At 65.3% G+C, this 14,840-nt stretch carries 11 protein-coding genes; 9 read left to right on the plus strand and 2 right to left on the minus strand.

The genetic code is table 11. From position 1 onward, the window contains the following. The first annotated feature begins 5 nt into the window (after positions 1 to 5). The 6 genes from LG299_RS15375 to LG299_RS15400 all read left to right on the plus strand — a co-directional run bounded on the left by LG299_RS15375 (position 6) and on the right by LG299_RS15400 (position 7,580). Positions 6 to 563 (plus strand): PH domain-containing protein, encoded by a 558-nt coding sequence (locus LG299_RS15375; protein WP_404431774.1) that lies wholly within the window; start codon positions 6 to 8, stop codon positions 561 to 563. A 33-nt stretch (positions 564 to 596) separates the two neighbouring features. Next, positions 597 to 1,733: a 5-(carboxyamino)imidazole ribonucleotide synthase gene (locus LG299_RS15380; protein WP_404431776.1), complete on the plus strand. Its 1,137-nt coding sequence runs from the start codon at positions 597 to 599 to the stop codon at positions 1,731 to 1,733. Positions 1,734 to 1,831: 98 nt separating this feature from the next. Beyond that, positions 1,832 to 2,299 (plus strand): 5-(carboxyamino)imidazole ribonucleotide mutase, encoded by a 468-nt coding sequence (gene purE, locus LG299_RS15385; RefSeq protein ID WP_404434920.1) that lies wholly within the window; start codon positions 1,832 to 1,834, stop codon positions 2,297 to 2,299. Next, positions 2,296 to 3,744, plus strand: coding sequence for an LCP family protein (locus LG299_RS15390; RefSeq protein ID WP_404431778.1), 1,449 nt, complete (start codon positions 2,296 to 2,298; stop codon positions 3,742 to 3,744). Before purE ends, LG299_RS15390 begins: the two co-directional genes overlap by 4 nt. Positions 3,745 to 3,748: 4 nt before the next feature. Further along, positions 3,749 to 4,876, plus strand: a complete 1,128-nt coding sequence (locus tag LG299_RS15395) for a glycosyltransferase (protein ID WP_404431780.1) — start codon at positions 3,749 to 3,751, stop codon at positions 4,874 to 4,876. A gap of 109 nt (positions 4,877 to 4,985) precedes the next feature. Then, on the plus strand, positions 4,986 to 7,580 hold the full coding sequence (locus tag LG299_RS15400; RefSeq protein ID WP_404431782.1) for a hypothetical protein: 2,595 nt from the start codon (positions 4,986 to 4,988) through the stop codon (positions 7,578 to 7,580). Between the two features lie 15 nt (positions 7,581 to 7,595). Here the strand turns inward: LG299_RS15400 and rfbD are convergent, their stop codons facing one another. After that, positions 7,596 to 9,008 carry a dTDP-4-dehydrorhamnose reductase gene (rfbD, locus tag LG299_RS15405; RefSeq protein WP_404431784.1) on the minus strand — a complete coding sequence of 471 codons (1,413 nt, stop codon included), beginning with the start codon at positions 9,006 to 9,008 and terminating at the stop codon, positions 7,596 to 7,598. Next, positions 9,008 to 10,006, minus strand: a complete 999-nt coding sequence (gene rfbB, locus LG299_RS15410; protein ID WP_404431786.1) for a dTDP-glucose 4,6-dehydratase — start codon at positions 10,004 to 10,006, stop codon at positions 9,008 to 9,010. Before rfbB ends, rfbD begins: the two co-directional genes overlap by 1 nt. Positions 10,007 to 10,094: 88 nt before the next feature. Here rfbB and rfbA point away from each other — a divergent pair, with 88 nt between their 5' ends. The 3 genes from rfbA to LG299_RS15425 all read left to right on the plus strand — a co-directional run bounded on the left by rfbA (position 10,095) and on the right by LG299_RS15425 (position 14,805). Then, the gene (gene rfbA / locus LG299_RS15415; protein ID WP_404431788.1) at positions 10,095 to 10,967 is read left to right on the plus strand and encodes a glucose-1-phosphate thymidylyltransferase RfbA; all 873 of its coding nucleotides are present in this window, start codon (positions 10,095 to 10,097) and stop codon (positions 10,965 to 10,967) included. A 95-nt stretch (positions 10,968 to 11,062) separates the two neighbouring features. Then, positions 11,063 to 12,895, plus strand: a complete 1,833-nt coding sequence (locus tag LG299_RS15420; protein ID WP_404431790.1) for a rhamnan synthesis F family protein — start codon at positions 11,063 to 11,065, stop codon at positions 12,893 to 12,895. Beyond that, complete coding sequence (locus LG299_RS15425) at positions 12,892 to 14,805, plus strand: rhamnan synthesis F family protein (RefSeq protein WP_404431792.1); 1,914 nt, start codon at positions 12,892 to 12,894, stop codon at positions 14,803 to 14,805. Before LG299_RS15420 ends, LG299_RS15425 begins: the two co-directional genes overlap by 4 nt. Positions 14,806 to 14,840 lie beyond the last annotated feature (35 nt).

Consider the following 14,840-nt stretch of genomic DNA (forward strand, 5'->3'; position numbering starts at 1 on the left):
GGATCATGACGCAGCCGATGAGTTTCGGTGGGCGGCCGATCACCCCGGCGCCCGGCTCGCCGACGCCTGAGTTGCGTGTTGCCCGCTTTCGCGGCCATGCCCGTCGGCTGACCTGGTCGGCTCTCGTGCTCATCGCCGTCGCCGGCGTGACGGGCTATTTCTTCGGCAATCTTCCTGCACCGTTTCAGAATTGGATGCTGCTGACCGCGGCCGCCATCATCCTCTTCCTGCTCGTCCTCCTGCCGTTCCTCTCGTGGTGGTCGCACGTGTACACGATCACCACTCGACGCGTGATCGAGCGCCGCGGAGTCGTCATCGCGCGCCGACGAGAACTCGCGCACCTGCGGGGCTATAGCGTCCAGGTGCGACGTGGGCTGCTGCAGCGGATGTGGGGCGCGGGAACCCTGACACTCTCCAACGGCGTGGACGAGCCGATCCGTATGGCGAACGTGCCCAGTGCTGAGCTCGTGCACGAAGTGCTCGTAGATCAGGTCGAGGTCAACCAGATTCTTGCGCACCGCGATGCGCAGCCGCCGCTGCCGCCCGCGCCACCTCTTCCGTAGAGGGCGACCCCGCAGTTTTGGGATGATGGGCGCATGACATTGCGCATCGGAGTTGTCGGCGGCGGCCAATTGGCTCGCATGATGATCGCCCCCGCGGTCGAGATCGGCATCGACCTTCGAGTTCTGGCCGAAGAGGCCGGAATGTCGGCCGCGCTCGCGGCATCTGCCGTGGGCGACTACCGCGACTCTGCGACGGTGCTGGAGTTCGCCCGCGACGTCGACGTCATCACTTTCGACCACGAACATGTTCCCCAGGACGTACTGGCCGATCTCGTCGCAGCGGGTGTGTCGGTGCATCCGAGCCCGGAAGCACTCGCCGTCGCGCAGGACAAGCTCGTGATGCGCGCGCGCTTGGCGGAGCTCGGGATGCCGCAGCCCGAATGGGCGGCCGTCACGACCACGCAGGACTTGCAGGACTTTCTCGATGCGCACGGGGGGAGTGCGGTCGTCAAGACCCCGCGCGGAGGCTACGACGGCAAGGGCGTGCGCGTCGTTCACGCGGCGACCGAAGCCGACGACTGGTTCGCCGCTCTCGCCGAGGATGCACGTGGAGGTGCCCTGCTCGTGGAAGAACTGGTCGACTTCTCGCGCGAGCTCGCGCAGCAGGTCGCCCGTCGCCCGTCCGGGCAGATGCGGGCCTATCCGGTGGTCGAGACCGTGCAACGGGGCGGGGTCTGCGCCGAAGTCATCGCCCCCGCGCCGCACGCGGGCGCCCGGCTGATCGACGTTGCCCGTCAGATCGGCGAGACGATCGCTGAAGGGCTCGGCGTCACCGGGATGCTCGCGGTCGAGCTGTTCGAGACCACCGACGAGCGTCTGCTCGTGAACGAATTGGCGATGCGTCCGCACAACAGCGGGCACTGGAGTCAAGACGGCGCGGTCACCGGACAGTTCGAGCAGCACTTGCGTGCCGTACTCGATCTGCCTCTGGGTGACCCGTCGCCGCGCGCGGCCTGGTCGGTGATGGTGAATATCCTGGGCGGTCCTGCGGACGGCGGGCTCGAGGAGCGGTTCGCGGCCGCGATGGCCGACCATCCCGAGGCGAAGGTGCACACCTACGGCAAGGCGCCCCGGCCCGGCCGCAAGGTCGGTCACGTCACGGCGGCTGGCCCCGACCTCGATGACGCGGTCTATCAAGCCCGGGCCGCAGCATCCGTCTTCCTGGGCTGAAACCCGCGCCGTTGCGGTGTTCTTCCAGGCTCTCGCCCTAGCCTTTACTGGTGACCCCTGCCCTGCACTCCTCAGAGTCCCCTCTCGTCGGTGTCGTCATGGGTTCGGACTCGGACTGGCGCATCATGAGCGACGCTTCCCAGGTGCTCAGTGAGTTCGGCATCGAGCACGAAGTAGAAGTGGTCTCGGCGCATCGGACGCCTGACAAGCTGTTGCGCTACGGACGCTCGGCGCGGGACCGCGGGCTCCGCGTGATCATCGCCGGAGCAGGTGGCGCCGCCCACCTTCCGGGCATGCTCGCCTCCGTCACCGGGTTGCCGGTCATCGGGGTTCCCGTGCAGCTCGCGACCCTCGACGGCATGGATTCGCTGCTCAGCATCGTCCAGATGCCGGCGGGTATTCCGGTCGCGACCGTCTCGATCAATGGAGCGAAGAACGCGGGACTGCTTGCGGCGCGAATTCTGGGGACGACGGATGCTTCCACCGCCGCGGCGATCGACGCCTACGCCCGTGATCTCGAAGCGCAGGTCGAAGCGAAGAACCGGCGTCTGAAGGACTCCCTGTGAGCGTGGCCACCCCGCCGCGCCCGCGGGTCGCCGCCCCGACCGCTGCGCCGAGCATGCTCGACGAGCGTCCGATGCGGTACCCGAATGCCTCCTCGCGTCCCGTCATGACGCGGCGCGGGTGGTGGCTCGTGATTCTGAACTTCCTCATCCCCGGTTCGGCACAGACTCTTGCGGGCAACCGTCGCCTGGGTCGCATCGGCCTCGCGGCGACACTGGCGTTGTGGGTGGTCGTGGTTCTCGTGGCTCTTTGCGCGCTGCTGTGGCAGACGGTTTTCCTCACCCTGGCCACGAACTTCTTCGTCCTCCTGCTCGCGCAGGTGCTCGCGTTCGCCTACGCGCTGTTGTGGCTCGTGCTGACGATCGACACCCTCCGAATCGTGCGCCTCGTGCGCACCGGCAGTGTGGCGCGCTTCGGCATCATGGGGCTCGCCGCCGTCCTGCTGGTGGTATCCAGCGGTGGCGCCGCATATGCCGCGACCGCCGCGGGGACCCTGCGTGGGACCATCGGCGACATCTTCGGCGGCAGTGGCCCTGCGGTTCCCCCCTCGGACGGCTACTACAACATCCTCCTTCTCGGGGCCGACAGCGGCGAGGGTCGCGATTCCATGCGCTTCGACAGTATTTCGGTGGCCTCGATCAACGCCACCACGGGGGCGACGACGATCACCGGCATCCCACGCGACATGCCGAACTTCCCCTTCTCGGCGGGCCCGATGCAGGACCGCTACCCGAACGGCCACGAGGGCCATGCCGACCCGAACTGCGGGTGGGGCAGTGGTGTCAACCAGCTGCGCACCGAGGTCGAGGTGTGCCAGGACGGGAACCTCCTGTACCCCGATGCCGTCGACAACGGCTCTGCACCCGGCGTCGAAGCCACCAAGGATGCCGCGGAGGGAATCCTCGGAATCGAGATTCCGTACTACGTGTTCATCGACATGCACGGGTTCGCGTCGCTGATCGATGCGCTCGGTGGCGTCGAGATCAGCGTGGCCGAGCGACTTCCCGAGGGCGGCGGGCCTGCGTACCCCGGCCAGCCCGTCGAGGAGTGGGCGACCGGGTGGATCGAGGCAGGAAACCAGCGCATGGACGGCGAAACGGCGCAGTGGTACGCGCGTTCCCGCTACACGACGAGCGATTTCGACCGGATGGAGCGTCAGCGAATTCTGCAGCGGGCAATCCTCGCGCAGTTCACACCGCAGACCGTCCTGACCCGCTTCCAGGACGTCGCGCAGGCAGGCTCCGACATCGTCGACACCGATCTGCCCGAGTCGCTGAGTCCGGTGCTGGCCGAGCTCGCCCTGAAGGCCAAAGAGCAGCCCGTGACGGCGATCGAATTGACGCCTGAGGGCGGTATCGACGAGTACAACCCCGACTATGCGTATGTGCAGGAGCTGGTCCGACAGGCGTTGCACCCGCCGACCCCCACGCCGGGAACCGAGGGATAGCTCCATGACGGCGACTCTCAGAGTCATGCTCGACCAACTCGTTGCGCCGACGGATGCCGGCTTGGCCGAGGCATCCCGCGAACTCGCGACGGCGCTCGTCATCGCCGAGCCTGCCGGTTGCGAGGTCGAGGCGATCTTGCCTGCCGGCGGAGACCCGAGTGCGGCGGCGGTGCCGGGCATCGCCGGAGTACGTCGCACAGCGTTAGCGCGCCGCGAGCTGGCCACCGCGCTGCAGATGGGGGTCGGCACCGGTATCGGTGGGGGAATGATCCACTCGCCAACGCTGCTCGCGCCGCTCGTGCGGCACGATCGTGTGCACGACAATGACCAGACGGTCATCACGATGTGGGACCTTCGCGCCTGGGAGTCACCCGACGAGCTCGGCCGTTCCGCCGTCAGCTGGAATCGGGCGATGCTCAAGCGCGCGGTCAAGCATGCCGACGCCGTCGTCGTGCCGACGCACATCCATTTGGCGCGTCTGTCAGAGATCGCCCCCAAGCTCGGCGACCGGATCCGCGTCATTGCCGGGGCCGCGCCCTACGGCTTCGCCGTTCCGAGCGATGAGGTCGGACGCCGGCGTGAGCTGAATCTCCCGGAGGGATTCCTGCTGCTCTCGGGCGGTTCCGCCTCTTCCGATGCGCTCGCGGTGGCTTTCGCGGCCATCGCGCAAACCGGAGTCGATCTACCCGTCGTGGTCGTCGACGTACCCGAAGGGCAAGAGCCGGCCATGTCAGACCTGGCTGCAGCATCCGGAATTCCCGAGCGACGCATGCACCTGCGCGGGGCTCTTGCGGCTCCCGACCGAGCCGCAGTCTTCGGCGCCACCGTTGCGTTGGTCGCCCCGGCCCAGCGCACGGCTTTTCCGTGGCGGGTCGTCGACGCGCTCGCCCTCGGTGTGCCGGTGATCGCCGCCGACTCTCCCGTGCATCGTGAGGTCATCTTCGAGGGTGGGGTGCTGGCAGAGGGGGCGGATGCTTCGTCCCTCGCCGAATCTCTCGCTGCGGCGCTCGCCGAAGCGGTGTCATCGGCCTCTTCGGCCGAGCGACTCGCGGTGCTCTCGGGCGACCGCGGGCGCGCGTTCTCCTGGCGCGAAGCGGCCGATCGGGTCTGGCAGCTCCACGCCGAGCTCTGAGTACGATTCCGCGCGGGAGTGGTGCTCAGGAGTAACTTCCGTCACACTGATCACACACCTCCTACCAAAGGGGATCTCCGAAGTGTCATTCAGGACGATTCTTTCCAGTGTGACGGCCGTTGTAGCACTGGTGCTCGGCGTACTCACGGCGGCGCCCGCCTCAGGGAGCACGCCGGCTTCGGTGGAGGCAGCATCGCTCCCCGCATCACTCAGTGAGGCCGCTCTCGGCGGCCCGGTGAAGATGGCAGATCTGTCCAAGTTCAATCCGGGCAATATCATCAGTGACGCAGTGTTCTTCAACCGCGGCACGATGACCGAGGCGCAAATCCAAACGTTCCTCGACGGCAAAGTGCGCACGTGCTCGTCGAACTTCGTCTGCCTCAAAGACTGGTACGACAACACGCGTTCCATCCCCGCTGACGCCATGTGCGGCGCCTATCAAGGTGGAACGCGGGAACGTGCATCCCGCATCATCTACAAGGTCGCGCAGTCGTGCGGAATCAACCCGCAGGTCCTGCTCGTGATGCTTCAGAAGGAGCAGGGCCTCATCTTGTCCTCGGCACCGTCTGCCTGGAACTATCAAGCGGCGATGGGGCAAGGGTGTCCCGACACCGCCGCGTGCGACACTCGGTACTACGGATTCTTCAACCAAGTCCAGGGAGCGGCCTGGCAACTGAAGCGGTACGCCAACCCGCCTGGGACCACGAGGATCTTCACCTGGTATGCGCCGGGCAACACGTGGAATGTGCGCTACCACCCCAATGCCGCCTGCGGCACCTCTCCGGTGTACATCCAAAACCAAGCCACGGCGAACCTCTACTACTACACCCCTTATCAGCCGACAGGGAGTGCCCTGGCCGCGGGTTACAGCGCGTCGCCTGACCCGTGTGCAAGCTACGGCAATCGCAACTTCTTCCAGTTCTTCACCGACTGGTTCGGGTCGACCCAGCGCGACGCCGGTGCCGAAATCCTCGCTGAGTACAACGCCCAAGGTGGCGCCGCGAGCCTGGGCGCGGCCACGACCGGGTTGGTCGAGCTCACCAAGAATGGCGGAGGATTCGGGACAGCGTACGAGTTCGGGTCCATTTACTGGAGCTACGCGCACGGGGCGAAGACCGTGCGGATGGGGCCGCTGCGTGACTACTACTTCGTCCGAGGTGGCGCGGACGGCAACATGGGATGGCCTGCGCTCAATCAACAAACGCTCGCACTCTCGACCGGCAACGGGATAGGCCAACTTTTCTCGGCGGGTTCGCTCTACTCGGGCACGGCGGGGACGTTCATCGTGCGCGACCCGATGCGTGGTGGGTACTTCTCTCTCAACGGTGCGGCCGGGCCACTTGGTTGGCCAACGGCCGACGAGTCATGCGCGAACGGTACGTGTGCCCAGAGTTTCGAGGGTGGCACTGTGGTGGCATCCTCGGCGGGTGTGTTTCCTGTGGTGAGTCCGGTGCGGGCGTTGTTTGAGGCGGCGGGTGGCGCAGCGGGCACCTGGGGTGTTCCTCTGTCGGGTGTGTTGTCGGTGGCCTATAACGGTGGCGGGCTCGGGCAGGTGTTCGCGAATGGTTCGGCGTACTACCGGTCGGGTGGTCCGGCGTTCTTCGTGTCGGGCGCGGTGCGTGATGCGTACTTCGCGCGGGGAGGTGCGGCGGGTTCGCTGGGCTTCCCGACGGGTGCGGCCGTGTGCGAAGGGTCGACGGGGTGTCGTCAGCAGTTCGACGGCGGCTGGTTGCTGTGGACCGCCGCTGCGGGCGCGCGTGTCGGCGATCCGGCGATCGATGCCGCGCACAATGCGTCCAGCGGGGTCCTCGGGACTCGTACCGCGGGTAGCTTCGTTCGTTACGCGTACAACGGTGGCGGGTTCGCGGAGGGCTTCGCGAACGGTGCGGTGTTCTACAAGCCATCCGTCGGTGCTGCGTTTGCAGTGTCGGGTGCGGTGCGCGATGCGTACTTCGCTACCGGTGGCGCCGCGGGACGCTATGGATGGCCGACGTCTGCGATGACATGCGCGAACGGTACGTGTGCCCAGAGCTTCGAGGGTGGCACTGTGGTGGCATCCTCGGCGGGTGTGTTTCCTGTGGTGAGTCCGGTGCGGGCGTTGTTTGAGGCGGCGGGTGGCGCAGCGGGCACCTGGGGTGTTCCTCTGTCGGGTGTGTTGTCGGTGGCCTATAACGGTGGCGGGCTCGGGCAGGTGTTCGCGAATGGTTCGGCGTACTACCGGTCGGGTGGTCCGGCGTTCTTCGTGTCGGGCGCGGTGCGTGATGCGTACTTCGCGCGGGGAGGTGCGGCGGGTTCGCTGGGCTTCCCGACGGGTGCGGCCGTGTGCGAAGGGTCGACGGGGTGTCGTCAGCAGTTCGACGGCGGCTGGTTGCTGTGGACCGCCGCTGCGGGCGCGCGTGTCGGCGATCCGGCGATCGATGCCGCGCACAATGCGTCCAGCGGGGTCCTCGGGACTCGTACCGCGGGTAGCTTCGTTCGTTACGCGTACAACGGTGGCGGGTTCGCGGAGGGCTTCGCGAACGGTGCGGTGTTCTACAAGCCATCCGTCGGTGCTGCGTTTGCAGTGTCGGGTGCGGTGCGCGATGCGTACTTCGCTACCGGTGGCGCCGCGGGACGCTATGGATGGCCGACGTCTGCGATGACATGCGCGAACGGTACGTGTGCCCAGAGCTTCGAGGGTGGCACCATCAGCGCTACGGGATGAGCGGTCGGACGCCGATCAGCGCGCCGCGAGGTACTCACGCAACGCGTCGTGCGCGTCTGTGGGAACCAGGCCTGTGGTAGCCAGCTTCTCGATTTCGAGCACGCTGTTGCGTGGCCGAGGCGCGACGGGAGCCGTTGCCGAGGCGAAGTACGCCTTGGTCGAGACACCTGTGACGCGCTCCGGGTCATGGCCGGTGAGCGTGAAGACGGCGCGCGCGATGTCCGCCCACGAGGTCGGCTCGCCCGCTCCCGTCAGGTTGTACACGCCAAACGGCGCCCCGCTCTCGATGAGGTGACGGATGCCTCGCGCGATGTCCGATGTGAATGTCAGGCGGCCGATCTGATCGTCGACGACTTTCGGGTCTATGCCTCGCTCTGCGAGCGACACCATGGTCCGCACGAAGTTGCCGCCCTCACCGATCACCCACGACGTACGTACGACGTAGTGCCGCGCTGCAGTGGTGACAGCTATGTCTCCGGCAGCCTTCGTCTGACCGTAGACACCGAGGGGTGACAGCGGGTCGTCTTCGCGGTAGGGACGATCGCAGGACCCGTCGAAGACGTAGTCACTCGACACGTGCACGAGGATGACAGCGTTCTCCGCCGCGATGCGGGCGAGAGCGCCGACGCCCGTAGCGTTGGCGGCCCACGCATCCGCCCGGCCTTCCGCCGTTTCTGCACGGTCCACGGCTGTGTAGGCGGCCGCGTTGATGATGACGCCGTAGTCTCGCCAGCGTCGAGCAGAGGTCAGCTCCGCCGATGCGAGATCGAGGTCGTCGCGCGTTGCGTACTCGATGTGCGCGCTGTCCCCGAACTCCGCGCGCAACGCCATGCCCAATTGGCCGTTTGCACCGATGACGAGCATCTTGCGTGGTGCCATGGGCACAACGTCGGAGAGTCGCGGGTGCGCGCGGTCCTTGAATGAGATCTCGACGTCTGCAAGCGGGATCGGCCACGCGATCGCGGCGGACTCGTCGGCGAGGTTGAGGAACGTGTACTCGGCATCGGGCGACCAGTGGTCGTTGACGAGATAGGCGTAGGCGGTGTTGGGTTCGAGGGTCTGATACGCGTTGCCCACACCGCGGGGCACGAAGATCGCCCGCGACGGGTCGAGCTCGGTGGTGTACACAGCACCGAAGGTCGACCCCTCTCGCAGGTCGACCCAGGCGCCGAAGATGCGGCCGGTCGCCACCGAAACCCACTTGTCCCATGGTTCGGCGTGGATGCCGCGGGTCGTCCCGACGGCATCGTTGAAAGAGATGTTGTTCTGCACCGGCCCGAAGTCAGGAAGCCCTGCCGCAGTCATCTTCTCCCGCTGCCAGTTCTCTTTGAACCATCCGCGACTGTCGCCGTGGAGCGGAAGCTCCCAGACCACCAGGCCGGGGATCGTCGTCTGCGTCGGCTCCAGGGGCTTGCCGTACTCGGTCACTACTGGCCCTTCGCCGCGTAGAAGGCTTCGACGCCGTCTTTCGCCGGTGCCCACCAGGCCTCGTTGGCACGGTACCAGTCGATGGTGGCGGCGAGGCCGGCTTCGAAATCCTGGTAGGTCGGAGTCCAGCCCAGATCGGTGCGGAGTTTGGTGGAGTCGATCGCGTACCGCAGGTCGTGGCCGGCGCGGTCGGTCACGTGATCGTAGCCGTCGACGCGTTGTCCGCTGAGGTGGAGGATGAGTTCGACGACGGTCTTGTTGTCCTTCTCGCCGTCGGCGCCGATGAGGTATGTCTCGCCGATCTCGCCCTTGTCGAGGATGGTCAGGACAGCCGAGGAGTGGTCGTCAGCGTGGATCCAGTCGCGGACGTTTTCGCCCTTGCCATAGAGCTTGGGGCGGATGCCGCGTAGCACGTTGGTGATTTGGCGGGGGATGAACTTCTCGACGTGCTGGTAGGGGCCGTAGTTGTTGGAGCAGTTGCTGATCGTCGCGCGCACGCCGAACGAGCGCACCCACGCGCGCACGAGCAGGTCGCTGCCGGCCTTCGTCGAGGAATAAGGCGACGACGGGTTGTACGGAGTCTGCTCCGTGAAACGCGCGGGGTCGTCGAGTTCGAGGTCGCCGTAGACCTCGTCGGTGGAGATGTGGTGGAAGCGGGTGCTGTGCTTGCGGGCGGACTCGAGCAGCGTGAAGGTGCCGATGATGTTCGTGTCGAGGAAGGGCCGCGGGTCGTGCAGCGAGTTGTCGTTGTGTGACTCCGCGGCATAGTGCACGACCGCGTCCGCGTCCGCGGTCAGGCGGTCGACGAGTTTGGCATCGATGATGTCGCCTTGCACGAATGTCAGGCGATCGGCAGGAAGGCCGTCGAGGGACGCGCGGTTGCCCGCATAGGTGAGCTTGTCGAGCACCGTGACATGGTCGTCAGTGTGCTGAATGACGTGGTGGACGAAATTGGAGCCGATGAAGCCGGCACCCCCGGTGACGAGGAGTCTGCGCATCGTTCCAGGGTAGTGGGTGCTTCTTGTGGACTCGACAGATGCGAGGCTCTCGGTTGGCTCCCATGCGACGCAATGGGACACTAGACCAATGCGCGGAATCATCTTGGCTGGCGGCACGGGTTCCCGGCTGCACCCGATCACGCTCGGGATCTCGAAGCAACTCGTACCGGTGTATGACAAGCCGATGATCTACTACCCGCTCTCGACCCTGCTGCTGGCGGGGATCCGCGACATCCTCATCATCACGACGCCGCAGGACTCTGAGCAGTTCCAGCGGCTTCTGGGCGACGGGGATCGCTTCGGCGTCTCGATCACCTATAAGACCCAGCCCTCTCCCGACGGTCTCGCGCAAGCGTTCATCCTGGGTGAAGAGCACATCGGATCCGACTCGGCCGCACTCGTACTCGGTGACAACATCTTCTACGGGCAGGGGATGGGCACTCGTCTGCGTCAGTACACGGATCTCACCGGTGGCGTTGTCTTCGGATATTGGGTAGACGACCCAACTGCCTACGGCGTCGTCGAGTTCGACGACGCCGGTAGCGTCGTGTCGCTCGAGGAAAAGCCGTCTCGCCCGAAGAGCAACTACGCCGTACCCGGGCTCTACTTCTACGACAACGACGTCATTGAGATAGCGAAGGACCTGAAGCCGTCGCCGCGCGGGGAGCTTGAGATCACCGACGTCAATAAGGTCTACCTGGAGCGCGGCGACCTCCGAGTTGAATTGCTTCCACGCGGGACGGCATGGCTCGACACGGGGACGTTCGACTCCCTGAGTGAGGCTACGGACTTCATTCGTACGGTCGAGAAGCGCCAGGGCCTGTCGATCGGCTGCCCCGAAGAGGTCGCGTGGCGTATGGGCTTCCTCAGCGACGATGAGCTCCGTTCACGCGCCGAGCCCTTCGTCAAGAGCGGCTACGGCGCCTACCTGCTGAAGGCGCTCGCGCAGGGCAACCGCTGATGCCGCCGGTCGGTCCGTCGCCGACTGCGTCGGGGGTGTTTCCGGTGGGTGGTCGTCGTCTTGTGGTGTATGTGGTGTGGGATCGGCGTGGGGATGTGGAGGATTACATCCCGTTCGCGTTGGCGGGTTTGCGGGAGCATGCGGCGCGCGTGCTGGTGGTGGTGAATGGTTCGCTGTCGGAGTCGGGGCGGGCGAAGCTGGAGCCGGTGTCGGATGAGATCTTGGTGCGGGAGAATGTCGGGTTCGATATCTGGGCTCATCGGGATGCGTTGGATCATGTGGGTGCGGGGATCGCGGAGTTCGATGAGATCCTGCTGACCAATGACACGTGGTTTGGTCCGGTGCGTCCGTATGGGCCGGTGTTCGAGCGGATGGGGGCGGGGGAGGCTCATTTCTGGGGGATGACCGATCATGCCCGGGAGGAGCCGAATCCGTTCACGGGCAAGGGTGTGCTGCACTATCACCTGCAGTCGTTTTGGATTGCGGTGCGCAGGGAGATGTTCTTGTCGCCCGAGTGGGCGGCGTATTGGCGTGATCTGCCGGAGATGCCGGACTACTTCGATGCGGTGTTGAAGCATGAGGCGGTGTTCACGGAGTACTTCGCGTCACGGGGTTTCCGGCATGAGGTGGCGTTCGGGTCGGAGGGTTATCCGACGGATCATCCGGCGCTGTTCAATCCGGATCTGCTGCTTGCTGACGGGTGTCCGGTGTTGAAGCGGCGGCCGTTCTTTCACTATCCGCCGTTCCTCGACCGCCACGCCGTCATCGGACGCGAGATCCTGCGCGAGGTGGAGGGGTACGGGTACCCGATGGCCCACCTCTGGCAGGATCTCGCGCGCAATGTCGCCCCGAAGATCTTGAACACCGATGCGGCGATGCTCGAGGTGCTCCCCGAGATCGACGTGTCCTACGACCCCGATCGCCCTTTCCGCATCGCCGCGATCCTCAACATCGTCCACGTCGACATGGCGGAGGAGATGCTTGAGCGTGTGGCGGGGCTGCCGGGTCCCATCGATCTCTTCATCACGACCAACGAGGAGAAGCGTGCTGTCGCCATTGGGCAGGTGCTCGAACGCCGGAGGGACCTCAACTTCGGGCGCCGCGACCTCCGACTTGTGCCCTCAAAGGCCGGACGCCACATGAGTGCGTTCCTGGTCGGTTGTCGCGATGTCGTACGGGATGGCGGGTATGACCTCATTGTGAAGATTCACTCCAAGAAGTCATCGCGCAAGTCCTACAACTCGAGTCGGTACTTCACTCGACATCAGCTGGAAAACCTCCTCGGCACACCCGGCTACGCCGCCAACGTGCTCGCACTCTTCCAGCGAGAGCCTGGCCTAGGGGCAGTGTTTCCGCCGACGGTGCACATCGGCATCGGAACGATGGGTCGTGCGTGGTCGTACTACCGTCCCCGGGCCGAAGCGATCGCGAGTGAACTCGGCATCCGCGTGCCCATCGACGAGGTCTCTCCGCTCGCGCCGTTGGGCGGGATGTGGATCGGACGCCCTGACGCACTCGGCGTGCTGATCTCAAGGGAATGGACCTATGACGACTACGCGCCGTCGAAGGATTTCCCGCATGCCCCCCTCGGGCCGACGCAGGAACGCCTCCTCGCGTATGCGGCGGGCGAACGAGGTTTCCACGTCCGCACGATCATGAATGCGGAGCACGCCGAGATCAGCCACACGTCACTCGAGTACAAGCTCGACCAGATTTCATCCACGACTCCGGGGTACCCGATCGAACAGATCCAATTCCTTCACCGCGCAGGGTGGACTGGTCATGGTGGCGTGGCGGGCCTTGCCCGCATGTACCTGCGGCTGAACCACCCGAGGGTGTCGCGCGCGATCGATCCGTTCTATCGGCTCGCGCGCTTCGGTGTGGTCTCCCTTAAGTCAGCGCGCGCTCGAGTGAGTGGGAGAGCGTGACGGAATCGGGGGGTCGGTTGGTGGCGCCGGGGGTGTTTCCGGTGGGTGGTCGTCGTCTTGTGGTGTATGTGGTGTGGGATCGGCGTGGGGATGTGGAGGATTACATCCCGTTCGCGTTGGCGGGTTTGCGGGAGCATGCGGCGCGCGTGCTGGTGGTGGTGAATGGTTCGCTGTCGGAGTCGGGGCGGGCGAAGCTGGAGCCGGTGTCGGATGAGATCTTGGTGCGGGAGAATGTCGGGTTCGATATCTGGGCTCATCGGGATGCGTTGGATCATGTGGGTGCGGGGATCGCGGAGTTCGATGAGATCCTGCTGACCAATGACACGTGGTTTGGTCCGGTGCGTCCGTATGGGCCGGTGTTCGAGCGGATGGGGGCGGGGGAGGCTCATTTCTGGGGGATGACCGATCATGCCCGGGAGGAGCCGAATCCGTTCACGGGCAAGGGTGTGCTGCACTATCACCTGCAGTCGTTTTGGATTGCGGTGCGCAGGGAGATGTTCTTGTCGCCCGAGTGGGCGGCGTATTGGCGTGATCTGCCGGAGATGCCGGACTACTTCGATGCGGTGTTGAAGCATGAGGCGGTGTTCACGGAGTACTTCGCGTCACGGGGTTTCCGGCATGAGGTGGCGTTCGGGTCGGAGGGTTATCCGACGGATCATCCGGCGCTGTTCAATCCGGATCTGCTGCTTGCTGACGGGTGTCCGGTGTTGAAGCGGCGGCCGTTCTTTCACTATCCGCCGTTCCTCGACCGCCACGCCGTCATCGGACGCTGGATCTTGGCAGACGCCGATCGGTACGGGTATCCCGTCGAGCTCATCCTGCGGAACCTCGCCAAGAACGTCGAGCCGAAGATCTTGAACACCGATGCGGCGATGCTCGAGGTGCTCCCCGAGATCGACGTGTCCTACGACCCCGATCGCCCTTTCCGCATCGCCGCGATTCTGCACATCTTCTACGTCGAGATGACCAACGAGATGGTGGATCTGATTGACACGCTGCCGACGATCTCCGACATAGTCGTGACTACACCGGATGCCGACCGTGCCGACGCGATCCGAGTGATCCTCGCGGGTCGCGCCCGTGCGGGTCGCAAAGTCGAAGTGCGCGTGATGGCCTCGAACGACGGGCGTGATCAGAGTGCCTTCCTCGTGGGGTGCCGCGATGTGCTGCTCAGCGGGGAGTACGACCTGGTGGTGAAGCTGCACTCCAAGAAGACTCCGCAAGACGGATTCAACGTGGGTCGTCACTTCAAGTCGCAGCAGTTCAACAATCTGCTCAACAGTCCCGGTTACAGCGCGAACGTGCTGGCGCTCTTTCAGAAGGAGTCGGGGCTGGGCATGGTCTATCCGCCGACGATCCATATCGGCTACCCCACAATGGGGCGGGGTTGGTGGTCGAACAAGCCCGCATTCGAGAAGCTCTGCCGGCGGCTCGGCATCCATGTGCCGCTCGACGAGATCTCTCCGCTCGCGCCCTACGGCTCGATGTACATCGCTCGCCCGGAGGCGCTCCGGCTGCTTGTAGAGCACAAATGGAAGTTCGCCGATTTCGGGGGAGCCGAGGCCTACCGCGACGGCGGTCTCGCCCATGTTCTCGAGCGGTTGCCCTCGTACGCGGCTGCCGAACTGGGGTACCACACGCGGACGGTCTCGACAGCGGAGTACATGGCCATCAGCCATACCTCGATGGAATTCAACTTCGATCAGATGTCCGCCACAATCCCGGGCGACAGCGTCGACAGAATCCTCTTCCTCAAGCGCGCGGGATACGTCGGGCAGGGGCGCCTGCGCGACTTCGTGCGCATGTACTTCGGACTGCGACCACGTCTCGGCCGAAAACTCGGCTGGCTGATCGATCCGTCGAGCAGGTTCGGCCGCACGGTCGGGAGGTTGCGGCGCCGGTCGCCCTGATCAGGTTGTCCCCAGCCCGCGAGAAACGTACGCAA

Source organism: Microbacterium lacus (assembly GCF_044794305.1).
Classification (GTDB): domain Bacteria; phylum Actinomycetota; class Actinomycetes; order Actinomycetales; family Microbacteriaceae; genus Microbacterium; species Microbacterium lacus_B.